We start from the raw sequence: 23,720 nt of genomic DNA on the forward strand, positions 1-23,720 counted from the left end.
CACCAGCCCCAACCCCTTCGGCGGCCAGGACCCGTTCGGCAGCCCCTCGGGCAACGGCGTCGCCCCGGAGAACCCCGGCGTGTGGGCCCTCGCGGGGGCGACCGCCCCGGAGGCGCCTCCGGGCGCCCCGCCGCAGCTTCCGCCCCACCACACTCCCCCGCAGGGAGGGCTCGCGCCCGCCCATCCGGGCAACGGCCAGCAGCATCCCGGCCAGCCGTACCCCGGCTGGCAGCCCATGCCGGGGCAGCAGCCCATGCCGGGCCAGCACCCCGGACAGCAGCCCATGCCCGGACAGCCGCACCCCGGACAGCCGCATCCCGGCCAGCAGCCCATGTCGGGCCAGCCGGGCGGGCACCTGAGCAGGGACCCGTCCGACCCCAACAGGCCGTTCGTCACCGCGGGCCAGATCAGCGGCCCGAAGACCCCGCCGCCGGAGCGCCAGCAGGAGCTGTGGAACACGGTCTTCGGCGACAACTACCAGGCCATGGAGGACGAGCAGGATCTCGACGGGTCGGGCAGGCCGGTCTGGGTGTTCGCGCTGGCCGGTTCCGTGGTGATCGCCCTGATCGGCGCCGTGCTCTGGGCCTTCCTGGCCGGTCCCCTGGCTTCCACCAAGGAGGCCGTCCCGGAGGCCAAGCCCTCCGCGACCGGCAAGAAGCCCGCCAAGTCCCAGGCGGTGGGCCGCCTGCCGCGTTTCCCCGGCAAGGCCTCGCCGGTGGCCGGCACCCTGTCCGACCAGGCCGCGGCGATCAGCGTGGCCCAGCTCGGCGCGCCCTGGCGGCAGGACCAGCGCCCGGCCGTGCCCACCACCTACGGCTTCACCACCCGCCAGTACGTCCCGGCCGGCCCGGACTCCACGGGCAAGACGCAGTTCGCCCAGGTGATGTCGGGACCGCTCTCGCCCCGGCTGAAGAGCAAGTACACCTCACCGGCCAACCTGGCCCCGGTGATCAACGCGGTCGCCTCCAGCGGCCGGAAGAAGTTCTTTCCCGAGGACAACTCCGCCCGCAAGACCGCCCAGCAGACCCTGAACGTCAACGGCCTGCGGGGGCAGCTCTCCGCGTATGAGATCACCTCGGGCACGTCCAAGACGACCATGGTCGTGGCCGCCCTGAGCACCGGCGCCGACCTGCCCGCGATCGTCTACATGTCGGTGCCGGACAGCAAGAAGGAGCTGCTGCCCGACATCAACACCGTGTTCAAGTCGATCCGGTCGACGGCTCCGTGACTCAGAACGCGCAGTCCATGTGCTTGATGCCGTTGATGAAGCTGGAGTAGAGCCGCTGCGGCCTGCCGCCCTCGATCTGCGGGATCCTCCGGAGCAGCTCGCGGAACATCACGGTGATCTCGCGGCGGGCCAGGTGGGCGCCGAGGCAGAAGTGCGGCCCCGGACCGCCGAAGCCGACGTGCGGGTTGGGGTCGCGGGCGACGTCGAAGCGGAGCGGGTCGGGGAAGACGCTCTCGTCCCGGTTCGCCGCCCAGTAGTATAGGACGACCTTCTGGCCCTTGCGGTAGAGCTGGCCGTTCATCTCGTGGTCGCGGGTGACCTTGCGGCGCATGAAGTTCACCGGGGAGGCCAGGCGGACGATCTCCTCGACCGCGCCGGGGAGGCGGCCGTCGAGGTCGGCCAGGAGCAGCGCGCGCTGGTCCGGATTCTGGGTGAGCAGGCGCAGGCCGTAGGAGATGGCGTTGCGCGTGGTCTCGTTGCCCGCCACCACCAGCAGGATGAAGAACGAGCCGAGCTCCTGGGCGGTGAGCTTCTCGCCGTCGATGTTGGCGTTGACCAGTGACGAGGTGAGGTCGCCCGTGGGGTGCTCGACCCGGTGCGCGGCGAGGTCCTGGACGAGTTGCTGCAGCTCCATCCCGGCGGCCAGCAGCTTCTCGGCGACCGTGGTCATGTCGTCGCCGCCGTATTCGGGGTCGAATCCGCCGAGGATCACGTTGGACCGGTCGAAGACGGAGCCGTAGTCCCTCTCCGGGATCCCCATCATGTCGCAGATGATCTTCAAGGGAAGCTTGGCGGCCACCTCGGTGACGAAGTCGCAGCCGGGCCCTCCGGCGATCAGGTCGTCGACGATCCGGACGGCGGCGGCCTCGACGTCGGCCTCGAACTGCTTGATCATCTTGGGGGTGAACGCCCGGGAGACGATCCGGCGGAGCCGGGCGTGCCTCGGGTCGTCCATGTTGATCATCGAGCCGAAGTACTCGGTGAACTCCGGCGGCATGTCCGGGATGTTGGTGGCCCCGCCGTCCCCGGAGCAGAACACCTCGGGGTTGCGGCTGGCCTCCAGGATGTCGGCGTGCTTGACCAGCGCGTAGTAACCGGGCCCCTTGGGAGCGAAGGAGATCTCCATCTCCTCGTAGAAGGCGGGGCGGTCCAGGCCGCGCAGGAGCCGGAAGGCGTGCTCGCGCTCCGGCATGGGCCTGGCCCAGAAGTCGTAGTCCGACAGGTCGAAGTCGGCGGCGGAGACGATCGGCTTCCGCTCGGCTGGCGTCACGCTCATGCCGTCAATCATTTGCGCAAGCAACCACTTACGTCAATGGAGCGTCTCCGAAGTCGCAATCGAGGTGCTTGATGCCGTTGATGAAGCTGGAGCGCAGGCGGTCCGGCTCGCCCACCGAGCGGATCTGCGGGATCCGGGTGAACAGCTCGCGGAACATCACGGTGAGCTCGCGGCGGGCCAGGTGGGCGCCGAGGCAGAAGTGCGGCCCCGGGCCGCCGAAGCCCACGTGGGGGCCCTCGGTGCGCCGGATGTCGAAACGGTAGGGGTCGGCGAAGACCGCCTCGTCGCGGTTGGCGGCCCAGTAGAAGAGCAGGACCTTGTCACCCTTGCGGTAGAGGTGGCCGTTCATCTCGTGGTCGCGGGTGACGGTCCGGCGCATCCAGGCGACCGGGGAGGCCAGGCGGACGATCTCCTCGACCGCGCCGGGGAGGCGGCCGTCGAGGTCGGCCAGGAGCAGCGCGCGCTGGTCCGGATTCTCGGTGAACAGGTGCAGGCCGTGCGAGATGGCGTTGCGCGTGGTCTCGTTGCCCGCCACCACCAGCAGGATGAAGAACGAGCCGAGCTCCTGCATCGTCAGCTTCTCGCCGTCGATGTTGGCGCTGGTCAGCGAGGTGATGAGGTTGTCGCCGCCTTCGGCGGCCAGGGAGACGACGAGGTCCTGCAGGCGCTGTCCCGCACCGAGGAGCAGCTCGGCCGCACGGCTGACGTCCTGGATGAACTCGGGGTCGCCGCCGGACAGGATGATGTTGGAGGCGTCGAAGACCGTCTGGTAGTGCTCGGGACCGATGCCCATCATGTCGCAGATGATCTTCAAGGGGAGCTTGGCGGCCACCTCGGTGACGAAGTCGCAGCCGGGCCCCCGGGCGATCAGGTCGTCCACGATCCGGGTGGCCTCGACCTGCACGTCGGCCTCGAACTGCTTGATCATCTTGGGGGTGAACACCCGGGAGACGATCCGGCGGAGCCGGGCGTGCCTCGGGTCGTCCATGTTGATCATCGAGCCGAAGTACTCGCTGAACTCCGGGCCCAGGTCGTGGATGGCGGTGGACCCCCGCCCCGAGGAGAAGACCTCGGGGGTACGACTGGCCTCCACGATGTCGGCATGCCTGACCAGGGCGTAGTAGCCGGGTCCCGGAAGGGCGAAGCTGATCTCCGGTTCGGCGAACCGGAGCGGGGCCGCCTGGGCGCGCAGCAGCGCGAAGGCGGCCTCGCGCTCGGCCATCGGCCGCTCCCAGAAGGCGATGTCGGACAGGTCGATGTCCGCCAGTGAGACCGTCACGTCAGCCCCCTACTAGAACCACATTCGGTTTTTCTGATCCTGCCACATGATCTTCAACCTAACCAGCCCGGGACGAGGCCGCCGATCCCGTGGCGGCACCCCGGAGAACAGGGGGCGTCCATCCCCCGCCACCGGACGCGCGAGCCCGTCACCGCCTGTGGTGGCGGCCCCGATGCCCGTGGAGCGGATGTCCACGGTACACATACCGGCATTCGCTTGGCTGACGTAGTGACCACCCTCGGCGGACCCGTCTCCGCGCTCACCGGCGGGCACGCCGGAGACCCCGGACGGCCGGACCCGCCCTCGCCGCCTTCACCCCGGACCGCGCCGGCCGGGACCGCGTGCGGGTCAGGCCGTGTAGGGCAGGTGCTTGACGCCGTTGATGAAGTTGGACAGCAGATAGGAGGGCTCGCCGGCGGCCCGGATGGCAGGCATGCGGGTGAAGAGCTCGCGGAACATCACGGTGACCTCGCGACGGGCCAGGTGGGCGCCCAGGCAGTAGTGGGGGCCGGGACCGCCGAAGCCGACGTGCGGGTTGGGATGGCGGGTGATGTCGAAGACGTCGGGATCGGCGAAGACCGCCTCGTCGCGGTTGGCGGAGTTGTAGAAGAGCAGGACCTTGTCGCCCTTGTGGTAGACCTGCCCGTTCATCTCGTGCTCGCGGGTGACCGTGCGCCGGAACTGGATCACCGGGGTGGAGTAGCGGATGATCTCGTCGACGGCGCCCGGGATGCGCCCGTCGAAGTCGTCCAGGAGCAGCTCGCGCTGGGCCGGGTGGTCGGTGAGCAGCTTGAGGCCGTGGGAGATGGCGTTGCGGGTGGTCTCGCTGCCGGCGACCACGAGCAGGATGAAGAACGAGCCGAGCTCCTGCGGGGTGAGGGACTCCTCGCCGTTGACCAGCATGCTGGTCAGGTCGCCGGTGGAGTCACCCCGGCGCCGGCGGCCGAGCCTGGCGGCCAGCCGGTTCAGCTCGCGTCCGGCGGCCATCAGCTTGACCAGGCCCCGGCCGACGTTCCAGCGGGTGAGCTCCGGGTCGATGCCGGTGTACTCGGAGTCGGCGTTGCCCAGGATGATGTTGGTGGCGCGGAGCACCCGGGGGTGGAGCTCCGGCGGGATGCCCATCATGTCGCAGATGACCTGGACGGGCAGCCGGGCCGCGATCTGGGCGACGAAGTCGCCCGGCCCCTCGGCGATCGCCTCGTCCACGATCCGGGTGGCCGCCCGCTGCAGGTCCTCCTCCATCTTCGACAGGACCCTGGGGGTGAACGCCCGGGAGACGATGCGGCGGAGCCGGGCGTGCCGGGGGTCGTCCATGTTGATCATCGACCCGAAGTAGACCGCCATCCACCGGGGCATGTCGACGACGCTGTTGGCCGTCGGCTCACTGCTGAACACCCCGGCGTTCCGGCTGGCCTCGGAGACGTCCGCGTGCCGCACCAGGGCGCGGTAGCCGGGTCCGTGCCCGACGAAGGGGATCTTGTTCTCCCGCACGAACACGGGCCGGTCCAGCTCCCGGAGCCGCTTGAATGCCTCCATGCGCTCCGCCTGCGGGCGGGCCCAGAACAGGATCTCCGACAGGTCGACATCCGTCGCACTCACGGTCATCAACCCAGATTTATGCAAGTGTTCACTTACGTCAAGTGTGAGCCACGGCACAGGCGGCCGTGAGCTGTCGGTGCGGACCACGGTGCGCGGGCGGCCCCGCTCACCCGGCGCGGGTGATGAGGTCGGCGGCCTTCTCCGCGATCATCACGGTGGGGGCGTGGGTGTGACCCCGGTTGATGACCGGCATGACCGAGGCGTCGACGACCCGGAGGCCTCCGATCCCGCGGACCCTCAGCGCCGGGTCCACCACCGCCTCGGCGTCCTCCCCCATCCGGCAGGTGCCCACCGGGTGGTAGAGGGTCTCGCTGCGCTCGCGGATCCAGCGGTCGAGCTCCTCGTCGGTCTCCGCGCCCCAGTACGGATTCATCGGCGGCCCGGCGAACGGCCTGAGCGCCTCGGTGGCGAACAGCTCCCTGGCCTTCCGCAGCCCGGCGACCTGCCGCCGCACGTCGGCCTCCGCCGTCAGGTAGGCGGGGTCGATCACCACGTCGCGGCCGTTGAGCGAGACACGGCCGCGGCTCTCCGGCTGGAGCAGGATCGAGGCGATGGTCAGGCCGTGGCCGGGGGGCGGGGTGAGGCCGTGGTCGATGAACGGGCCGGGCGCGAAGATCAGCTCGATGTCGGGGGCGGCCTCTCCGGGGGAGGTGCGGATGAAGGCCACGGCCTCGCCGACGTTCGAGGTCAGCATGCCGGTACGACCGACCAGGAAGCGGAGCAGGTTGGCGACCGACTCGGCGCCCGCGAGCGTGACCGGCCTGGGGCAGTGCAGGATGACGCCCGAGGCCAGGTGGTCCTGGAGGTTCCTGCCGACCTGGGGCAGCTCGTGGACCGGCTCGACGCCCTCCGCCCGCAGTTCGTCGGCCGCGCCGACGCCCGACAGCATCAGCAGGTGCGGGGAGCCGATCGCCCCGGCCGACAGGACGACCTCCCTGCGCGCCCGCACCACCGTGCCGTCGCCGTACTCCACGCCCGTCGCGCGCCCGTCCTCGATCAGGACCCTGCGCACGTGCGAGGAGGTCAGCACGGTGAGGTTGGGCCGCTTGGCGGCGGGTCTGAGGTAGGCGTCGGCGGAGCTCCAGCGGCGTCCCCGGTTCTGGGTGACCGGGGTCGGGCAGCAGCCCTCGTTGGACGGGCCGTTGAGCTCGTCCAGCCGGGTGAGCCCGAGCTCCTCGCAGGCCCGCAGGAACACCGCGGTGGAGGGGTTGGGGCTGCGCAGCTCGGAGATGTGGATCGGGCCCGCCGTGCCGTACACGCCGCCGAGGTTGGAGCCGACGCGCCGTTCGGCCCTGTGGAAGTACGGCAGGACCTCCTCGTAGGACCAGCCGGGCACGTCCCAGCCGTCGTAGTCGGCCCGGTGCCCGCGCACCCACATCTGGGCGTTCATCGAGGAGGAGCCGCCGAGCATCCGGCCGCGCGGCCAGTACAGCTCGCGGCCGGACAGTCCGGGCTGCTCGGCGGTGGTGAAGGCCCAGTCGCGGTCGGTCTTGAAGAGCTTGGCGAAGCCGGCGGGCATCCGGACCTCCAGCCTGTCGTCGGAGCCCCCCGCCTCGATCAGCGCCACGGTCGTGGCGGAGTCCGCCGAGAGCCGGTTGGCCAGCACGCATCCCGCCGAGCCGGCGCCTACGATCACATAGTCGTACTCCATGTGGCCACTGACCCTTCGTCGTACGAACGCACGGACGGCCGGCTCGCCCCGGTAAGCGGGCTCTCATCTGCTTACTCCTCGCTGCTTTACACGTCAATTTGTAACCTTGGTTACCTACCGGTAGGTATCTCGGGCTGCGAGTATGAGCGGGTCAGAGCTTGTTCGGAGGAGGACGCACCATGCTCAACCTGTCGATCGCGCTGGAGGACAGCGCCCGGGAGCAGCCCGACCGCACCGCACTGGTCTTCGGTGATCTGAGGCTGCCGTACTCCCTGGTCAACACCATCGCGAACCAGGTTGCCAACCTGCTTGTCTCCAGGGGCGTCGGCAAGGGCGACCGGGTCGCGCTGGCCTGCCCCAACCTTCCCTACTTCCCCTTCGTGTACTACGGGATCCTCAAGACCGGCGCCACGGTCGTGCCGCTCAACGTGCTGCTGCAGTCCAGGGAGATCGCCTACCACCTGGAGGACTGCGAGGCCAAGGCGCTGTTCTGCTTCGAGGGCACGCCGGAGCTGCCGCTGGGCGAGCGCGGCCGGGCGGGCTTCGACCAGGCCGGGGCGACCGAGCACTTCTTCGTGCTGCCGGCCGCCGCGTTCGCCACCGAGTCCGAGTACGGCGAGACGCTGTGGGCGGCGCTGGACGGCGTGCCGGGCGAGTTCTCGACCGTGCAGACCGCTCCGGACGACACCGCGGTGATCCTCTACACCAGCGGCACCACCGGCCAGCCCAAGGGCGCCGAGCTCAGCCACCAGAACATGCTGCTCAACGCCATGGTCTCGGATGAGATGTTCCCGCGCAGCGAGGGCGGCGACGCCTTCCTGGCGGCGCTGCCGCTGTTCCACTCCTTCGGCCAGACCACCGTCATGAACCTCGGCTTCCGCCGCCGGGCGACCGTGGTGCTCATGCCGCGCTTCGAGCCCGGCCCCGCCCTGGAGCTGATGCGCGCCGAGAACATCACGCTGTTCGCGGGCGTGCCGACCATGTACTGGGCCATGCTGTCGAAGATCCACGCCGACGGCGACGAGGTGCCCACCTCCCTCAAGGTCGCGGTCGCGGGCGGCGCCTCCTCACCGGTCGAGGTGCTCAAGGACTTCGAGGCCACCTTCGGCATCGGCATCCTGGAGGGCTACGGCCTGTCGGAGACCTCCCCGGTGGCCAGCTTCAACCAGCTCGGCAGGCCCACCAAGCCCGGCACGATCGGCACGCCGATCTGGGGCGTGGAGATGCGGCTGGTCGACAGCGAGTGGAAGACGGTCGAGGGCGAAGGGCCCGGCGAGATCGCGATCCGCGGCCACAACGTGATGAAGGGCTACTACAACCGGCCCGAGGCGACCGCCGAGGTCATGAACGACGGCTGGTTCCGCACCGGCGACATCGCCACCCGCGACGCCGACGGCTACTACTCGATCATCGACCGGGCCAAGGACATGATCATCCGGGGTGGCTTCAACGTCTACCCGCGCGAGATCGAAGAGGTCCTGATGACCCACCCCGGGGTCTCCCTGGCCGCGGTGGTCGGGATCTCCCACGACTCGCACGGCGAGGAGGTCAAGGCCTACATCATCCGCGCTCCCGGCGTGTCCGTCACCGAGGAGGAGCTGGTCGCCTGGTGCAAGGAGAACATGGCGGCCTACAAGTATCCGCGGGTGGTCGAGTTCCGCGACGCGCTTCCGATGACCGCGACCGGGAAGATCCTCAAGCGCGAGCTCAGGTGAACGGCCGGGCTTTCTGTAGATAATTGAAAATAGCCATATATGCCTGACTCAAAAGCATTTCCCGAAAAGCTGGGTTACGATGCGGTCCCGCCCTTGAGATGGCGGGCGTGCTCTCGTTCAGCCTCCAGTGCAGCAGGCCGGGAATTGCCGAAGGCGGGTAGAACATGGCGAACAGCGAGTTGGCGGTCGCCTGCGGGCGGTTGATCAACGAATGCCTCGACCGCGAGGATGGGCCCGGGGGCGGCGAGCTGCCCGTCATCATGCTCTTCGGCCCACGCGGGAGCGGCAAGACCACTCTCCTGAAGGAGGTCGCGGAAAACGCCGCGACCTCCTTTTCATTGCCATTTGTCCACATTGACTGCGCCGAACACCCCGACATAAAGGTATGGGAAATCGCCGCGCAGATCGCGCGCCGCGTCATGGGCCACCGCTGGCGCCAATTCGCGCCCGTCAAGCTGCCCCGGGTGGTGCTGGGGAACCTGGCGCTCTCGCTGGACCCCGGGCTGAGGCAGGAGGAGGCGGAACAGGAGCTCTACGAGCTGATCCGCGGCAGGCGCGGGATCCCGGACAGCGCCAGGACCCTTCAGGAGATCTTCAATCTGCTCGGCGGGAGCGTTCCGGTGCTGCCGGTGGCCGGTCCGCTCATCGCCACGATGATCGACCGGATCGCGCGGGGGCGGCGGCTGGTGGATCTGCTGGACCGCAAGGGCATGGCCTGGTACCGCGACCGGCTCGACCCCGGCGGCCTGACGGACCTGGCACGTTCCAGCGCGGCCGAGGACGGGTCCCCGGCGGCGGCGCAGATCATCTGCGAGGCACTCCTGGAGGACCTGCGGGAGGGCTGGTCCAGGAAATGGCGCCCGCGCAACTGCCTGGTCCTGCTGGACAACTCCGACAGCCCCTCCGGCCGGGAGTTCCTGCGGGCGCTGGTGGCCGCCAAGACCCACCGGGCCGCCGCCCCGGGCCCGGCCGGCGGGGACCCCCTGCTGGTGGTCGCCACCTCCAGGTCCTGGCAGGACCTCGGCCATCACTGGGACCGCCCGGGGACCCTCAAACCCCCCGAGGACGGCGTGGCCCGGCACCCACGCCGGCTGCGGCAGGCCGGCCACGGCGACTGGCTCGCCAACCGCGCGAACGGCAGGCGCGACCGCTGGTGGTACCCGGTGCTGCTGCCCGGCCTCAGCCGCACCGAGGTGGCACGGATGCGCGGAGCCACCCGGGGACGGCCGGGCAGGGCTCACACGGGATTCGTGCACGCGCTGACCGGCGGCCACCCGCTGGCGGTCACGCACCTGCTGGAGGCCATGGCGGCCCGGGAGCGCGGGGAGGGACGGGACTCGGCCCGAGCCGAGCGGGAGGCGCACGGGAGCAGGGCCGTACGGGACCACCGGCAGGACCCGCACGAGAACGCGGACGCGCGGGACCACGGGCAGGACCCGCACGAGAACACGGGCGCACAAGAGCACGGGCCGGACCGGCACGAGAACGCGGACGCGCGGGACCACGGGCAGGACCTCGGCTGGACCGAGCAGGGCCTGCGCGGGCTTCCCGCCCTGGACCGGACGCACGCGCAGCACCCCTTCCGGGACTTCCCCCACGACCTGGAGGACCTGGTCGCGTGCTCGGCCGCGACCAACCTGGCGGACGCCGATGACGCCGGGCTGCTGTCGCGTCCCTGGCGCTCGGCGGTCGACGAGCTCGGCGACCAGATGTGGCTCGTCCCCGGTCCGGGGCAGGAGAGGGCGCCGGCCATCCACCCCTGGCTCAGACGCCTGCTGCTGCGGGAACTCGAACGCCGCCACCGCCGCGACGGCCCGCTGTGGGACATCGCCCACCAGCGGCTGGAGGCCCTCTACACCTCCCGTGAGGACCTGCCCCGCGACCGGCTGTCCATGGTCATGCACCACCGGCTCGCCCGCGTGGACCTGACGGCCGCCGGCCGCCGCCACCTGCGGGAGGTGGTGGCGCTCCTCGACGGGCGGTTCAACAGGATCGACATGGCCGCGTGGATCAGGCAGTACAACTGGATCACCTCCGCGCCGAACCGGCTGCCCGTGACGATGTCGCCGGACGACCTGTACGGCCGGCTCATACAGGAGCCGCAGGACGGGCGGGGCGACCATGCCGGGCAGGAGCCGCCGGACGACCCGCGCGACCGGCCCTTCCCGGACCGGACAGGCGGCGCGGAGCGGCTGGCCGTCGTGCGCAGCGTGGTCGTCGACCGCTGGTTCCTGTCCGATCCCGGGGTGGACCCCCTGCGCAACAGGCGCCGGAGCGTCGCGGACGGCCTGAGGCTGCTCGCCCGGTACGCGACCAGCGGCAGAACGATCCTCGTGAACGAGGCCCACCGCTACGACCGGGAGGACGACGATGAGTGAGCAGCGCGGTTTCGACAAGCGCGCGCCGTTCCGGAAGGTCCACCCCTTCTGGTTCGGGCTGCTCTGCGTGCTGCTCGCCGGCGCCCTGGGCGCCGGGCTGTTCCTCGTCCTCCGCCCGCGTCCCCGGGTCACCGACGGGTCCGGCCACTACACCGCGAACCTGTCACCCGTCGCGGAGCTGATCCGCCGGGAGAACGAGTGGGTGCGCGGGCAGGGCACGCCCTACGTGAGCATCGCGGTGATGCTGCCGATGGACCCGGTGGTCAGTCCGACGAGCACCCAGAGCACCGAGTCCATCCGGCACGCCCTGCAGGGGGCCTACCTGGCCCAGTACTGGAGCAACCACAACGAGGGCGACGCGAGCGCGCCGAACGTGCAGCTCCTGCTCGCCGACTCCTCCGGCGACTCCGACGCCTGGCGGGCCACGGTGGGCGAGCTGAAGGAGAAGGCGGCGGGGCAGGAGCACCTGGTGGCGGTCACCGGGCTGGGTTCGAGCGTCGCGGGGACGGAGAAGGCGATCGACGAGCTCTCGGCGGCCCAGATCGCCATGGTGGGCGCCGTCATCACCTCCGACAAGCTCGCCGACAAGGCCACCATGGTCCGGGTGTCCCCTCCCAACAGCGCCCAGGCCAGGGCCATCGCGCACTTCCTCAAGGAGCGCGGCGCCGTCACCGCGGTCCTGGTTCAGGACGAGGACGGGAGCGACTCCTACACCAGCACCCTCGCCGCGTCCTTCACCTCCGCCTTCGCCGACGTCGTCAGCCCGGCGAACAGGAGAAGCCGCCTGCTGAACGTCTCGCTGACCTACAGTTCCTCGCTCGACAGCGCGGACACGGTGCTCGGGCAGATGCCGGAGCGGATCTGCAACAGCGGCGCGAACGTGGTCTTCTTCGCCGGGCGCTGGCAGAACCTGCCGCCCTTCCTGCGGGCGCTGACCCGCCGGACGTGCGCCGATCGGAAGATCACCGTCATCACCGGCGACGACGCCAGCAACCTCAACCGGTCCCAGCCGGAGCCGATCTGGGACGACAGCCGGGCCAATCTGGAGGTCTACTACACGGCGCTGGCCCACCCGGCGGCCTGGGACAGCCACCCCGAGGCCGTCCAGCCGGCGATAGCCAACCGCTTCAGGCGGGGCACCGACAGCTTCGGCGCCAGGTTCCCCGAGGAGTCCCTCGACGACGGGCAGGCCATCATGCACCATGACGCGATGCTGACCGCCATCGGGGTGGTGGACATCTTCGCCGCGCAGGGCACGACCCGCCCCACGGCGAGCGCCGTCGCGAACCTGCTGACGAGCGCACCCTTCACCGTGGCCGCCGCCAGCGGGTGGATCTCCTTCGACAAGAGGGGCAACCCGGTCAACAAGGCCATCCCGGTCCTGCGGCTCTCCGCCGACGGAAAGGTCGCCTTCTCCGGGCTGACCTCGGAGAGCGGAACCCCTCCCGGAGGGTCCGGCGGTACGGCCCGCGTCCCGTGAAGGGCGCGGACCGTATTACCGGATGAGGATCAGGGCCAGTCGACGGAGGGGCGCAGCGGCATGTGGGCCGCGCCCTGGGCGTCGAGCTTCACACCGAGGATCTGGTGAAGCTGGATCTTGTTGCGTTCGAAGCCGACCACGCAGCCGGCCATGTAGAGCCGCCAGACCCTGGCCGTGCCCTGACCGACCTCCTCGACCGCCTCGTCCCAGTGCTCGTCGAGGTTGGCGCACCAGTAGCGGAGAGTCTGGGCGTAGTGCTCGCGCAGGTTCTCCTCGTGGCGGATCTCGAAGCCGAGGTCCTCCATCTGCCGGGCCAGGTAGCCGACCGACTCCAGCTCCCCGTCGGGGAAGACGTAGCGGTTGATGAAGCCGCCGGCGTTGATGGTCTTCTCGGTGCCGGTCGGCCGGGTGATGCAGTGGTTGAGGATCCGGCCGCCGGGTTTGAGCTTGTCGTACAGGAACCGGAAGTAGAACGGCAGCTGTTCCTTGCCGATGTGCTCGGTCAGGCCGATCGAGCTGACGGCGTCGAAGCCGCTCTCCTTCACGTCCCGGTAGTCCATGTGGCGGACCTCGGCCAGGTCGCCCAGCCCCTCCTCGGCGATGGCCTTCTGCGCCCACTCGGCCTGCTGGCGGGAGAGGGTGACCCCGAGCCCCTTCACGCCGTACTCGCGGGCGGCGTGCATGACCATGCCGCCCCAGCCGCAGCCCACGTCCAGCAGCCGCATTCCGGGCTTGAGACCCAGCTTCTTGGCGACCAGGTCGAACTTGGCGTGCTGCGCCTCCTCCAGCGTGGACTCCTCGCTGGGGAAGACCGCACAGGTGTAGGCCATGGACGGGCCGAGCACCCATTCGTAGAACCTGTTGGAGACGTCGTAGTGATGGTGGATCGCCTCGGCGTCGCGCTGCTTGGCGTGCCTGCTGCCCATCTTGGCCAGCATGCTGCGCCGTACCTCCTGGGGAGGCGGCGGCACCCGCATCAGCAGGGGCTTGATGCCGAGAGCGCGGACGGCCGCGAGCTTCTCGCTCGTCGGGATGTCGTTGATGGTGAGCGACCACATCCGCGACAGCAGGTTGTACATGTCGCCCTGGACGTCGAGATGGCCGGACACGTACGCCCTGGCGAGACCGAGCTCCCCAGGGGCCTGCGCCAGGTAGGCCACCGCAGCCGGGGACTTCACCTCGATGCTGATGTCCGCATTCGGTGGACCGGCCTTGCTGCCGTCATAGGCGGCGAACCGGATGTCCGCCTGAGGCCCTATGACCTTTTCGAAGATTTCTGCGAGCTTCACAGAATCAACCTCCTAACGCCCCCGCACACACTTGTCGTAGAGGTCGAGCAACCGGCCACCCGCGTCGTATGCCCGTTTGACCGGCCAGTAGGCGATTCCGTTATAAAACCGCCAGAACTCGTCTCGGGAGTAGAAGGACGTCGAGTACAGCGACTTGTGCCCGTCCAGCTCGTGCACCTTGTTCTCGATGAGACGGTTGTAGTACCCGTCGAACTGGCCCCGGGGCAGGGGGACTGTGCCCCAGAAGCCGAAGTTGACGTAGAGCCGTCCGGGCTCCAGCGGGTAGAGCGGCCACTCGCCGGAGGACTTCAGCGGGCACATCCACACCGGCGTCATGCCGACTCTGTCGTGGAAGAAGTCCAGGAACTCCGCACCGCGCTCGACGGGCACCTCGATGTCCTGGATGACCGACTCCTGGACGGGCTGGCCCCGCCACCGGTCCACCCGGGCGATCACGCCGTACTTGCGGTCGAGGCCGACGAGCCTGCGGTAGACGTCGGAGCGCATCCACTTGCGCGGCATGAGCGAGCGCACCAGCGCCCCCTGCACGCCGAAGGCGCGCGAGCACCAGAACCAGTCGGTGTCCCAGCGCCACAGGTAGTCGCGGATGCTCAGCCAGTCGCGGGTCCTGGTCTGGATCGACCGGTAGTAGATGCGCATGCCGGTGTAGTCCGACAGGTAGGGCGCGCGCTCGGCGAACCGGCCGACGGTCACGTAGAGCTCACCGGGACCGAAGAACGTGCCGTCCACGAAGTCGACCGGCTCGCCGTCGTGCTCGCCGCTCTCGCAGATCTCCTTCATGGCGACCATGCACTTGTCGGCGTCGCCGAACGGGATGTGGGTCAGCCGGACGTACGGCTGGACGGCCTTGAGCTTGATCCGGATCCGGAGCGCGTAACCGAGCGTGCCGTAGGAGTTGGGAAAGGCACGGAACAGCTCGCGATGCTCGTTGTCGTCGCGTGCCACGACGATCCGGCCGTCGCCGGTGAGGATCTCCAGCTCCTCGACCGACTCGTGCGGCAGCCCGTCGCGGAAGCTGGTGGACTCGATGCCCAGCCCGGTCACCGCGCCGCCCAGCGTGATCGTCTTGAGCTGCGGCACGACGTAGGGCATCAGCCCGTGCGCGAGCGTGGCGTCCACCAGGTGCTCGTAGGTGGTCATCCCCTGGACCTCGGCGGTCATGGTGACCGGGTCCACCTCGATGACCTGGTCCAGGTCCCGGGCCGACAGCTTCGCTCCGGAAGCGCCGTCCCGGAAGCGGAACAGGTTGGTCGTGGCCTTGGCCAGCCGGGGCACCGCGTCCTCGGGAATCGCGGCGTAGGACTCCCTGATCTGCTCGACGGCGCGCCGATGCGCCGACATCTGTGTCATCTGTTGCACAGGACCTCACCCCCAGAGCCCTCATAGTAAAGATCGCCCCTCGCACGTTATATCCCGGGTGTCCCGCGAGCCAGACGGGACACGTTAAACGCGCGAAAACTCTACGGACGTCCGTCCTCGGGACGGCGCCGGACCACCGGGTCCACCCCGTTGAGCACGTTGGCCACGGGACGTCCCTCCACCGCGGCCCGCAGGTTGTCCAGCACGCACCGGACCAGGCGGCCGGTGGACTGCGGGGTCACCCCGGCCACGTGCGGCGACAGCAGCACCCGGGCGCTGTGGCGCAGCGGGTCTCCGGGCGGCGGCGGCTCGGTCTCGAACACGTCCAGCGCGGCGCCGCCCAGGTGCCCGGACTCCAGGGCCGACAGCAGCGCCGCCTGGTCCACCACTCCCCCGCGGGCGGCGTTGACCAGCAGCGATCCCGCGGGCATCCGGGACGGGTCGATCAGGCCCCGGGTCTCCTCCGACAGGGCGATCACCGCCACGAGCACGTCGGAGCCGGCGACCAGCGCCTCCAGCTCCCGGTAGGCGTAGGGCACCTCGCGGGGCCGCCGCGTCCAGTAGGACACCTCGCAGCCGTAGCCGTCGAACATCCGGGCGCACGCCTCGCCGATCGGGCCGAAGCCGACGATGCCGACCCGCGAGCCGTACAGCTCCCTGGGGCCGAGGTCGAGCTGGGGCCAGCCGCCCGCGCGGACCGCGGCGTCGGCGTCGAGCAGCCGCCTCGACAGCGCGAGCGCGGCGGCGAAGCACCACTCGGCCACCGCGATGGCGCTCACTCCGGCGGTGTTGGCCAGCGGCACTCCGGCGGCGGCCAGCGCGCCGAGGTCGTGGCCGTCCACGCCCACCGACGGCTGCTGCACGAACGCCAGGCGCGGGGCGGCGAGGACGGCCTCGGCGTCCAGCGCGAGCCCGCCGCTCCAGTCGCCGACCACGATCTCGGCCTCCGGCAGGGCGGCGAGCAGCGCCTCCCGGTCACGGCGGGCCGGGACGGACACCTCGACCCGCTCTCCCAGCGGCCCGAGCAGGTCGCGCAGCGCCTGCTCGGGAAGCGGCGGCAGCGCCAGCACCCTCCATGTCACCTCACTCGCCTCCGCGCGGCTGGAAGCTCTTGAAGGCCCGGTTCATGCTGTTCAGCTGGCTCTTCCACTCGGCTTCGGCGGTGGTCCAGCTCAGCACCATGACCGTGTCGCCGACCCCGATGAACCGGCGGACCTCGTGGTAGGTCACTCCGGGACGGGCCCACGGCACGCCGCCGCTGTCCTTCATCGTCCAGGTGAACTCCCACTGGAGGCCGGTGCCGTAGGCCAGGGGGACGCGCGTGACCTCGTCGGCGTCGATCTCGCTCCACTGCGCCACGTCGGTCCTGACGGTCTCCTGGAGCGACTCCAGGCTGTCGTGGGGGCCGGGGAGCACCTCCACCGACATGTGCGCGCCCCCGTCGCGGCGCAGCCACTGGGTGTAGCCCGTCTCGGCGGCCCAGTCGCCCTTCCAGCCGGCCGGATACCCGATGGACCAGTTCTCCGGGGGCTTGGCCTGCCACTGCCTCCACTGCTGCCCCTCCGCGACGGCGGTACGGCTCCTGGACGGCCTGGGGGTGGGGGACTCGCTCGGCGGCTCCGTCGGGGTGGCCACGGCGGCGACGGTGGAGGTGTCCGAGACCGGGCCGGCCTGCGGGGTGCTCGGCGGCTGCGACTGCGTCATCGCCACGGCCGCCGCCGCTCCCCCGCCGGCCAGGACCACCACGGCGGCCACGATCAGCGGGATCCGGCCGCGGCCGCGGTCGCGCCTGCGCCGCGGGGCGGGCATCGCCGAGGTGGGCGCGTCCCGCCTGCGGTGCCGTTCGGTACGGCGGGGCGCCGCCGCGGGGTCGCCGCCCACCTCCGCCAGGAGCGCGTCGGCCTGCTGGAGGGTCAGCCGGTGGGCGGGGTCGCGCTGGAGCATGCCCGTGAGCACCTCCCGCATCGCGGGGGGCACCCGGCTGAAGTCGGGCTCCTCGGTGAGGAGGGCGCCGAGGGTGGCGATGGCGGTGGTGCGCTCGAAGGGGCCGTGACCCAGCAGCGCGGCGTAGAGGGTGGCGCCGAGCGCCCACAGGTCGGACCAGGGGCCCGCCGCGTCGGCCGTGGCACGTTCCGGCGGCAGGAAGCTGGGCGAACCCGTCACCATGCCGGTCTGGGTCAGCGAGGTGTCGCCCTCCACCGTCGCGATGCCGAAGTCGGTCAGCACGGCCCGGCCGTCGGGGGCGAGCAGGATGTTGCTGGGCTTGACGTCGCGGTGCAGGATTCCGGCCTCGTGGGCCGCCTGGAGCGCCGACAGCACCTGGCGGCCGATGTCGGCGACCTGCTGGACCGGGAGCGGGCCGGCCTCGTCCAGGCCGCGGGCCCTGACGAGCTCCATGATGATCCAGGGACGGCCGTCCTGCTCGGCCACGTCGTAGACCGCCACGATGCCCCGGTGGTTGAGCCGGGCCGCTGTCCTGGCCTCTCGCGAGGTGCGGGTCAGCTGGCGCTCGTGCTCGGCCGGGGCGAGGTTCGGCGGGAGGAGCACCTCCTTGACCGCGACCGGCCGGTCCAGGAGCGTGTCGTATCCCTCCCACACCACGCCCATGCCGCCCCGGCCGAGCTCCCGCAGCAGTCGGTAACGCCCAGCGACCATCCGTTCACTGTGCGGATATGTCATCGCGCAACCCCTAGGTCCCCATTCAGATAACGCGCAAGTTTCCCATAACACCCAAGCACCACGCGGCCCCATGCCGGATGTCTTGCCACAGAAAGCCGAATGTTGTTCTACTTGGCTCGAGGGAAGGCCGCATATTACCAAGCGCTTGCTTGTGTGAGCCGTGCCCGGCTAGAGTCGAGACCGCACCCGAGGAGATGTCGATGGAGCGCGTGACCAGGAAGGGCCCGCTGGCCGGAGTCCGCGTGCTTGAGCTGGCCGGCCTGGCCCCCGGGCCGTTCGCCGGGATGATGCTGGCCGACCACGGCGCGGAGGTGCTGCGGGTCGAGCGCGTCGGCACCGTCACCGCGGCGGGGGACAGGCCGCGCGCCGACGTGATGGACCGGGGCAAGCGGACGGTCGGCCTGGACCTGAAGTCACCCGAGGGCGTGGCCGCGTTCAAGGAGCTGGTCAGGAACGCGGACGTGGTCATCGAGGTCTTCCGGCCGGGGGTCGCCGAGCGGCTCGGCATCGGCCCCGCCGACCTGCACGAGGTCAACCCGCGCCTGGTCTACGGGCGGATGACCGGCTGGGGCCAGGAGGGCCCGCTGGCGCCGACCGCCGGGCACGACATCGACTACATCGCGATCTCCGGCGTCCTGTCGATGCTGGGCCGCGAGGGCGACCGGCCCACCCCGCCGATCAACATCCTCGGCGACTTCGCCGGCGGCGGCCTCATGCTGGCGTACGGCGTGCTGCTGGCGCTCATCGAGCGGGAGCGGACCGGCGAGGGCAGGGTGATCGACGCGGCCATGGTCGACGGGGCGGCGACGCTGTTCGCCATGTTCTACCACGGGGTCCAGAGCGGCTTCTGGGGCCCCCGCGGGACCAACCTGCTCGACACCGGCGCGCCCATGTACGACACCTACGAGACCGCCGACGGCAAGTTCCTCGCGGTCGGCGCGCTGGAGCCGCAGTTCTGGACGGAGATGGTCACGCTGATGGGCCTCGGGGACCTGCCCGACCGGGGCGACAGGTCCCAGTGGCCCGCGCTGCGCGAGCGGCTGGCCGAGGCGTTCAGGTCCAGGACCCGCGCCGAGTGGGAGGCGGTGTTCGAGGGGTCGGACGCGTGCGTCTCCCCCGTGCTGGACATGGCCGAGGCCGCCGACCACCCGCACAACAGGGCCCGCGGCGCCTTCGTCGAGGTCGGCGGCGTCCGGCAGCCCGCGCCCGCGCCGCGCCTGGTCGGCGCGGCCGGACAGGACCTCTCCCCCGCGACCCGGCTGGCCGACCTGTCCTCCTGGGGACTGTCCGACGAGGCCGCCGCCAAGTTGCGCGCGGCGGGAGTGCTCGCCTGATGGAAGGACCCGCCGCGACCTGACGCGAACGCCCCGCAATCCCCCGACGTTCCGGAGCTGATCATGCATGATCTCGTCATCCGCGCCGCGACGGCCGCCGGCGTCGCCCGCCCCGCACCGCACCCGGCCGGGAGGGGCAGATGAACACCCCCTTCTCCGAGGCGGACCGGCAGGCCGCACCGCCCGCCGCGGCACCGGCGCCGGCGTTCGACGCGGCCGGGATCGACCTGCTCGACGGCGACATGTACGCCGGCGACCCCTGGCGGGTCTACGCCTGGCTGCGCGAGCACGCGCCGGTCCACTTCGACGCGGGCAACGGCCTGTGGGGCGTCTCCCGGCACGCCGACGTCTCCGCGATCGAGCGGGCCCCGAAGCTCTGGACCAACACCGGCGGCTACCGCCCCCAGCTCCCCAGCGACCCGTCGATGATCGGGCTGGACGACCCCGAGCACGCCGAGCGCCGCCGCCTGGTCTACAAGCGCTTCACCCCGCGCTACGTGGCGGAGAGATACACCGACCGGATCCGGGCCGTGGTCACCGAGCTCATCGATGACGCCCTGGACAGGCGCACCGTGGACGCCGTCCCGGCGCTGGCCGCCCCGCTGCCGGGCCGGATGATCGGCTGGCTGCTGGGCTTCCCCGACGAGCGCTGGCCGGAGCTGGTCCACTGGTCGGAGACGACGATCGTGGCCGGAGGCGGCCTGCGATACGTCACCCACGAGGCCGCCGTCGCGGCCGGCGAGTTCGCGACGGCCGTGCTGGACCTGGCGGCCGAGCGGCGCGGATGCCCGCACGACGACCTGATCTCGGTCTGGAGCCGGCAGCCCGGCTACGACGACGACCGCCTGGCCAACGAGGCGCTGCTGCTGCTGGACGGCGGCGCCGAGACCACCAGGACCGTCATCGCCACCGCGATCGACGCGCTGATCGAGCATCCCCTCCAGTGGAGGAGGCTGCGGGAGAACCCGGCGCTGATCGGCGACGCGGTCGAGGAGTTCATCCGCTGGACCACCCCGATCCTCAACATGTGCCGGACCGCCACCCGGGACACCGTCCTGCGGGGTCAGGAGATCTCCGAGGGCCAGCAGGTCCTGCTGATGTACGGCTCCGCCAACCGGGATCCGTCGGTCTTCGACGACCCCGGCGTCTTCGACGTCACCCGCGCGCCCGGAGGCCACATCGCCTTCGGCCTCGGCACCCATTTCTGCCTCGGCGCCGCGCTGGCCCGGCTGGAGCTGCGGATCTTCTTCGAGGAGTTCGTCCGCCGGGTCGGCTCGGCGGCCCGGGCCGACGACCAGGGCCCCCGCATCCTGCCCAACGCCTTCGTCAGGGGCGTCACCTCCTTCCCCGTGATCCTGGAGCCGCGCTGAGCTCCGGCCCCGCGGACGGGCCCGGCCGGCCCCCGCCCGATCCCTGATCCTCGCAGGTCAGGAGCGGTACACCTGTCTCAGGTGTACCGCTTTTCGTATTGAAGGTTGCTCAAAATGTAGTAGACCTACTACATTTCTACATATGGATACTGCAGTGAGCGTCCACGGGCTGCGGATGAACTACGGCGCCGCCGAAGTGCTCCGAGGCGTCGACCTCGAAATAGGGCGTGGCGAGATCTTCACGCTGCTCGGCCCCAACGGGGCGGGCAAGACCACCACGATCGAGATCCTGGAGGGCTTCAGGAACCGGTCGGCCGGCGAGGTGAGCGTGCTGGGGGTGGACCCCGAGCGGGGCACCGAGGCATGGCGGGCCAGGCTCGGGATCGTGCTGCAGAGCTGGCGCGACCATCCCCGGTGGGGCGCCAGGGACCTCCTGGCCCACCTCGGCGAGTTCTACGACGACCCCCGCGACCCCGACGAGCTGCTGGCCGCGCTCGGCCTGACCGCGCAGGCAGGGCAGCGGGTCAGCCGCCTGTCCGGTGGCCAGCGCCGCCGGCTGGACGTCGCACTGGGCATCGTGGGCCGTCCCGAGCTGCTGTTCCTCGACGAGCCGACGACCGGGTTCGACCCCGAGGCCCGCCGGGAGTTCCACCTGCTGATCGAGAAACTCGCCGCCGACGAGGGCATCACGGTGCTGCTGACCACGCACGACCTCGCCGAGGCCGAGAAGCTGGCACACCGGACCGCGATCCTGGTCGGCGGGGAGATCGCCGTGTGCGGGACCCCGTCCGAGCTGGCGGAGGCCGTACAGGCGCAGTCGCACGTCCGCTGGCTGGAGGACGGCCGGGAGCGGGTCCTGACCACGTCGGACCCGTCCCAGGTGGCGTGGGAGCTGCACGGCAGGTTCCAGGGGCCGGTGCCCGGCCTGGAGATCCGGCGCCCGTCGCTGGAGGAGAACTACCTGAGCCTCATCGGGAGGGCGGCATGAACGTCACATCGCTCCGCATCGGCCTGCGCCGGGGCTGGAAAGAGCACCTGCACCTGGTCAAGGACCGCAAGGAGCTGCTCACCACCCTGATCGGCACGGTGGGGGTCTTCGTCCTGCTGCTGCTCTGGATCGGCGACGGCCAGGTCGGGGAGACGGGCGTCTCCCAGGGCACGTTCATGACGGTCGGGTTCCTGGCCTTCACCATCTTCTCCAACGGCCTGATGACCCTCCCGATGGCGATCGCCACCGACCGCGAGGAGGGGACGCTGCTGCGGCTGCGGACCATCCCCGGCGGGATCCCGGCCTACCTCACCGGGCGGGCGGTGACGGTCCTGTGCCAGATCGCCGTGCAGAGCGTGCTGATCGTGGGCGCCGGCCTCGCCATGGGCGGGATCGCACCGCCCCGCGACTGGCTGACCCTGGTGTGGGTGCTGCTGCTGGGCACCGTCGCCGTGGTGCCGCTGGGGGCGGTCATCGGCTGCCTGGTCCCCGGGCCGAAGGCCGCGGCGGGCCTGCTGGGACTGCCGATGATGGTCCTGATGGTCACCTCGGGGGTCATGCTCCCCGTCACGTTCATGCCGGAGGTCGTCCAGTGGATCTCCCAGGCCTTCCCGCTCTACTGGCAGGGACTCGGCCTGCGAGCGGCGTTCATGCCCGACGCCATGCTCGCCGCCGAGATCGGCGGGAGCTGGCGCCTGCCCTGGGTGGCCGGCGCGCTCGCGACGTGGGCCGTCGCCGGTATGCTGCTGGCGCCGGGGCTGATCCGCCGGGTCACCCGGCGCGAGTCCGGGTCCCGGCTCGCCGAGCGCCGACTGGCGGCGCAGGCCTCCTGACCCCGGGAGAGCATCACGATGTCCGCGGAAGACGTATACAACCGGATCTCGGTGCTGAGAGCCGAGCGCGGCGTCTCGCGCAAGGATCTGGCCGCCGCCCTGGGTGTCCACTATCAGACGATCGGCTATCTGGAGCGGGGCCAGTACAGCCCGAGCCTGTTCCTCGCCCTGCGCATCGCCGAGTATTTCGAGGTGCCGGTGGAGATCGTGTTCTCCCTGAGACCGTTCCCCCGGCTTGGCAGTGAGGTGAAGTGATGGGCGAGCTGACCCCCGGGCAACTGGAGGCCCGCTACCGCGACTGGCCCCCGCGCTCCTGGTACGCCACCCGCGGGCGCCGCCGGATCCTCGTCGGGGTGGGCGCCGGCTCCGCCGGGCTGATCTGGGTCAGCGCGATCGTCTGCTACTACCTGGCGCCGAGCCTGACCGCGATGTGGACCACCTTCGCCCTGACGGGCGCCGCGTCGGTGATCTACGTCGTGGTCTACTCGGCGCTGGTCGGGGCCACCCGCGGGGTGGTCGGCCTGGCCGAACGCCACCTCGACGAACGCCAGTCCCGCGAGCGCCAGAAGATCCAGGCCAACGCCCACCGGGGCACCACGGTGACCCTCGTCGTGCTCGGCGTGCTGCTGCTCTCCCTCGCCGTGCCCAGGGGCGAGACGGCCGTCCAGATCCCGGCGGCGGCGATCGTCATGCTGGTGTTCGGCGTGATCGCGACGCACGTCATCCTGCCGACGCTCATGGCGGGCTGGCAGATGTCCGACCCGCCGCCGGACGACGAGGACGACCCGGACGACGGAGACGGCCGCGACGACGAGGACCAGGACGGCCGGAGCGGCGGGGCGCCCGGCCGCTCCGGGGACGGTCAGCCCATCGACGGGAAGACCGCCACGTAGAGGTCGGCGCCCGCCGGGTGGTGGACCTCCAGGTCGGTGGTGAAGGCGCGCGGCGGGGTGCCACCGGACTCGGTGTGCTTCCACAGCCGCTGCCAGGCCTCCAGGAGCGCCCCCGGCATCGGCCCGCGGGCCTCCAGCTTCAGCGACTGGACGCCGGGCACCCGGACCGCGACCATGCCCTCGGGCAGCGCGGCGGCGGTGCGGACGGCCACCCCGACGATCTGCGTGTAGGAGCCGTGGTGATCGCTCTCGTAGTCGGTCAGCACCGCGTAGATGTTCTCATCCACCCGGCCGGGGACGTGCGCGAACGCTCCGGGAGCCCCCGCCCGCGCCCACAGCGCGCCCAGC

At 70.9% G+C, this 23,720-nt stretch carries 18 protein-coding genes and 1 pseudogene; 10 read left to right on the forward strand and 9 right to left on the reverse strand.

The window, feature by feature from the left end; all coding sequences use genetic code 11:
• A pseudogene (locus CA984_RS27310) lies at positions 1-1,228 on the forward strand (hypothetical protein); the annotation flags it as partial.
• A gap of 1 nt (position 1,229) precedes the next feature.
• Here the strand turns inward: CA984_RS27310 and CA984_RS27315 are convergent.
• The 4 genes from CA984_RS27315 to CA984_RS27330 all read right to left on the reverse strand — a co-directional run bounded on the left by CA984_RS27315 (position 1,230) and on the right by CA984_RS27330 (position 7,033).
• Positions 1,230-2,504 carry a cytochrome P450 gene (locus CA984_RS27315; RefSeq protein WP_165781431.1) on the reverse strand — a complete coding sequence of 425 codons (1,275 nt, stop codon included), beginning with the start codon at positions 2,502-2,504 and terminating at the stop codon, positions 1,230-1,232.
• Positions 2,505-2,532: 28 nt separating this feature from the next.
• On the reverse strand, positions 2,533-3,783 hold the full coding sequence (locus CA984_RS27320) for a cytochrome P450 (RefSeq protein ID WP_086576404.1): 1,251 nt from the start codon (positions 3,781-3,783) through the stop codon (positions 2,533-2,535).
• Positions 3,784-4,131: 348 nt separating this feature from the next.
• The gene (locus CA984_RS27325; RefSeq protein WP_086576405.1) at positions 4,132-5,388 is read right to left on the reverse strand and encodes a cytochrome P450; all 1,257 of its coding nucleotides are present in this window, start codon (positions 5,386-5,388) and stop codon (positions 4,132-4,134) included.
• A 100-nt stretch (positions 5,389-5,488) separates the two neighbouring features.
• Positions 5,489-7,033 carry a GMC family oxidoreductase gene (locus CA984_RS27330; RefSeq protein WP_086576406.1) on the reverse strand — a complete coding sequence of 515 codons (1,545 nt, stop codon included), beginning with the start codon at positions 7,031-7,033 and terminating at the stop codon, positions 5,489-5,491.
• 179 nt (positions 7,034-7,212) lie between these two features.
• Between CA984_RS27330 and CA984_RS27335 the strand changes: the two genes are divergently transcribed.
• The 3 genes from CA984_RS27335 (at position 7,213) to CA984_RS27345 (ending at position 12,606) form a co-directional block, all read left to right on the forward strand.
• Entirely contained in the window at positions 7,213-8,748 is a 1,536-nt protein-coding gene (locus CA984_RS27335; RefSeq protein ID WP_086576407.1) for a long-chain-fatty-acid--CoA ligase, read from the forward strand.
• A gap of 164 nt (positions 8,749-8,912) precedes the next feature.
• Entirely contained in the window at positions 8,913-11,126 is a 2,214-nt protein-coding gene (locus CA984_RS27340; protein WP_086576408.1) for a hypothetical protein, read from the forward strand.
• Positions 11,119-12,606, forward strand: coding sequence for a type 1 periplasmic-binding domain-containing protein (locus CA984_RS27345; RefSeq protein ID WP_086576409.1), 1,488 nt, complete (start codon positions 11,119-11,121; stop codon positions 12,604-12,606). The genes CA984_RS27340 and CA984_RS27345 overlap by 8 nt, the downstream gene beginning before the upstream one ends.
• 29 nt (positions 12,607-12,635) lie before the next feature.
• On the opposite strand, the gene CA984_RS27350 is transcribed toward CA984_RS27345, so the two are convergent.
• The 4 genes from CA984_RS27350 to CA984_RS27365 all read right to left on the reverse strand — a co-directional run bounded on the left by CA984_RS27350 (position 12,636) and on the right by CA984_RS27365 (position 17,930).
• Positions 12,636-13,895: a class I SAM-dependent methyltransferase gene (locus tag CA984_RS27350; RefSeq protein ID WP_086576410.1), complete on the reverse strand. Its 1,260-nt coding sequence runs from the start codon at positions 13,893-13,895 to the stop codon at positions 12,636-12,638.
• A 12-nt stretch (positions 13,896-13,907) separates the two neighbouring features.
• The gene (locus tag CA984_RS27355) at positions 13,908-15,257 is read right to left on the reverse strand and encodes an FAD-binding oxidoreductase (protein WP_423229328.1); all 1,350 of its coding nucleotides are present in this window, start codon (positions 15,255-15,257) and stop codon (positions 13,908-13,910) included.
• A 119-nt stretch (positions 15,258-15,376) separates the two neighbouring features.
• A complete protein-coding gene (locus CA984_RS27360; protein ID WP_086576412.1) occupies positions 15,377-16,357 on the reverse strand; it encodes an NAD(P)-dependent oxidoreductase in 981 nt (326 codons plus the stop codon).
• 1 nt (position 16,358) lies between these two features.
• Entirely contained in the window at positions 16,359-17,930 is a 1,572-nt protein-coding gene (locus CA984_RS27365) for a serine/threonine-protein kinase (protein WP_242676200.1), read from the reverse strand.
• Between the two features lie 224 nt (positions 17,931-18,154).
• Between CA984_RS27365 and CA984_RS27370 the strand changes: the two genes are divergently transcribed.
• The 6 genes from CA984_RS27370 (at position 18,155) to CA984_RS27395 (ending at position 23,372) form a co-directional block, all read left to right on the forward strand.
• Positions 18,155-19,288 (forward strand): CaiB/BaiF CoA transferase family protein, encoded by a 1,134-nt coding sequence (locus CA984_RS27370; RefSeq protein ID WP_086576420.1) that lies wholly within the window; start codon positions 18,155-18,157, stop codon positions 19,286-19,288.
• A 140-nt stretch (positions 19,289-19,428) separates the two neighbouring features.
• Complete coding sequence (locus CA984_RS27375) at positions 19,429-20,658, forward strand: cytochrome P450 (RefSeq protein WP_086576414.1); 1,230 nt, start codon at positions 19,429-19,431, stop codon at positions 20,656-20,658.
• A gap of 142 nt (positions 20,659-20,800) precedes the next feature.
• Positions 20,801-21,646 carry an ABC transporter ATP-binding protein gene (locus tag CA984_RS27380; RefSeq protein ID WP_086576415.1) on the forward strand — a complete coding sequence of 282 codons (846 nt, stop codon included), beginning with the start codon at positions 20,801-20,803 and terminating at the stop codon, positions 21,644-21,646.
• Positions 21,643-22,479: an ABC transporter permease gene (locus CA984_RS27385; RefSeq protein ID WP_086576416.1), complete on the forward strand. Its 837-nt coding sequence runs from the start codon at positions 21,643-21,645 to the stop codon at positions 22,477-22,479. Before CA984_RS27380 ends, CA984_RS27385 begins: the two co-directional genes overlap by 4 nt.
• An 18-nt stretch (positions 22,480-22,497) precedes the next feature.
• Complete coding sequence (locus tag CA984_RS27390; RefSeq protein WP_086576417.1) at positions 22,498-22,734, forward strand: helix-turn-helix transcriptional regulator; 237 nt, start codon at positions 22,498-22,500, stop codon at positions 22,732-22,734.
• A complete protein-coding gene (locus tag CA984_RS27395; protein ID WP_086576418.1) occupies positions 22,734-23,372 on the forward strand; it encodes a hypothetical protein in 639 nt (212 codons plus the stop codon). The genes CA984_RS27390 and CA984_RS27395 overlap by 1 nt, the downstream gene beginning before the upstream one ends.
• On the opposite strand, the gene CA984_RS27400 is transcribed toward CA984_RS27395, so the two are convergent.
• Positions 23,342-23,720, reverse strand: a 379-nt coding sequence (locus tag CA984_RS27400; protein WP_108724625.1) for a GyrI-like domain-containing protein, incomplete at its 5' end; no start/stop codon positions are given. The two genes, CA984_RS27395 and CA984_RS27400, sit on opposite strands and share 31 nt — an antisense overlap.

Origin of the sequence: Streptosporangium minutum (genome assembly GCF_002149035.1) — a bacterium.
In the GTDB taxonomy this organism is placed as follows: domain Bacteria; phylum Actinomycetota; class Actinomycetes; order Streptosporangiales; family Streptosporangiaceae; genus Streptosporangium; species Streptosporangium minutum.

Bases quoted from the DNA above. Each gene is read 5' to 3' on its own strand.
- CA984_RS27315 (WP_165781431.1), bottom strand. From the start codon at position 2,504: ATGAGCGTGACGCCAGCCGAGCGGAAGCCGATCGTCTCCGCCGCCGAC.
- CA984_RS27325 (WP_086576405.1), bottom strand. From the start codon at position 5,388: ATGACCGTGAGTGCGACGGATGTCGACCTGTCGGAGATCCTGTTCTGG.
- CA984_RS27330 (WP_086576406.1), bottom strand. From the start codon at position 7,033: ATGGAGTACGACTATGTGATCGTAGGCGCCGGCTCGGCGGGATGCGTG.
- CA984_RS27335 (WP_086576407.1), top strand. From the start codon at position 7,213: ATGCTCAACCTGTCGATCGCGCTGGAGGACAGCGCCCGGGAGCAGCCC.
- CA984_RS27340 (WP_086576408.1), top strand. From the start codon at position 8,913: ATGGCGAACAGCGAGTTGGCGGTCGCCTGCGGGCGGTTGATCAACGAA.
- CA984_RS27345 (WP_086576409.1), top strand. From the start codon at position 11,119: ATGAGTGAGCAGCGCGGTTTCGACAAGCGCGCGCCGTTCCGGAAGGTC.
- CA984_RS27355 (WP_423229328.1), bottom strand. From the start codon at position 15,257: ATGTCGGCGCATCGGCGCGCCGTCGAGCAGATCAGGGAGTCCTACGCC.
- CA984_RS27365 (WP_242676200.1), bottom strand. From the start codon at position 17,930: ATGGTCGCTGGGCGTTACCGACTGCTGCGGGAGCTCGGCCGGGGCGGC.
- CA984_RS27370 (WP_086576420.1), top strand. From the start codon at position 18,155: ATGGAGCGCGTGACCAGGAAGGGCCCGCTGGCCGGAGTCCGCGTGCTT.
- CA984_RS27375 (WP_086576414.1), top strand. From the start codon at position 19,429: ATGAACACCCCCTTCTCCGAGGCGGACCGGCAGGCCGCACCGCCCGCC.
- CA984_RS27380 (WP_086576415.1), top strand. From the start codon at position 20,801: ATGGATACTGCAGTGAGCGTCCACGGGCTGCGGATGAACTACGGCGCC.
- CA984_RS27385 (WP_086576416.1), top strand. From the start codon at position 21,643: ATGAACGTCACATCGCTCCGCATCGGCCTGCGCCGGGGCTGGAAAGAG.
- CA984_RS27390 (WP_086576417.1), top strand. From the start codon at position 22,498: ATGTCCGCGGAAGACGTATACAACCGGATCTCGGTGCTGAGAGCCGAG.
- CA984_RS27395 (WP_086576418.1), top strand. From the start codon at position 22,734: ATGGGCGAGCTGACCCCCGGGCAACTGGAGGCCCGCTACCGCGACTGG.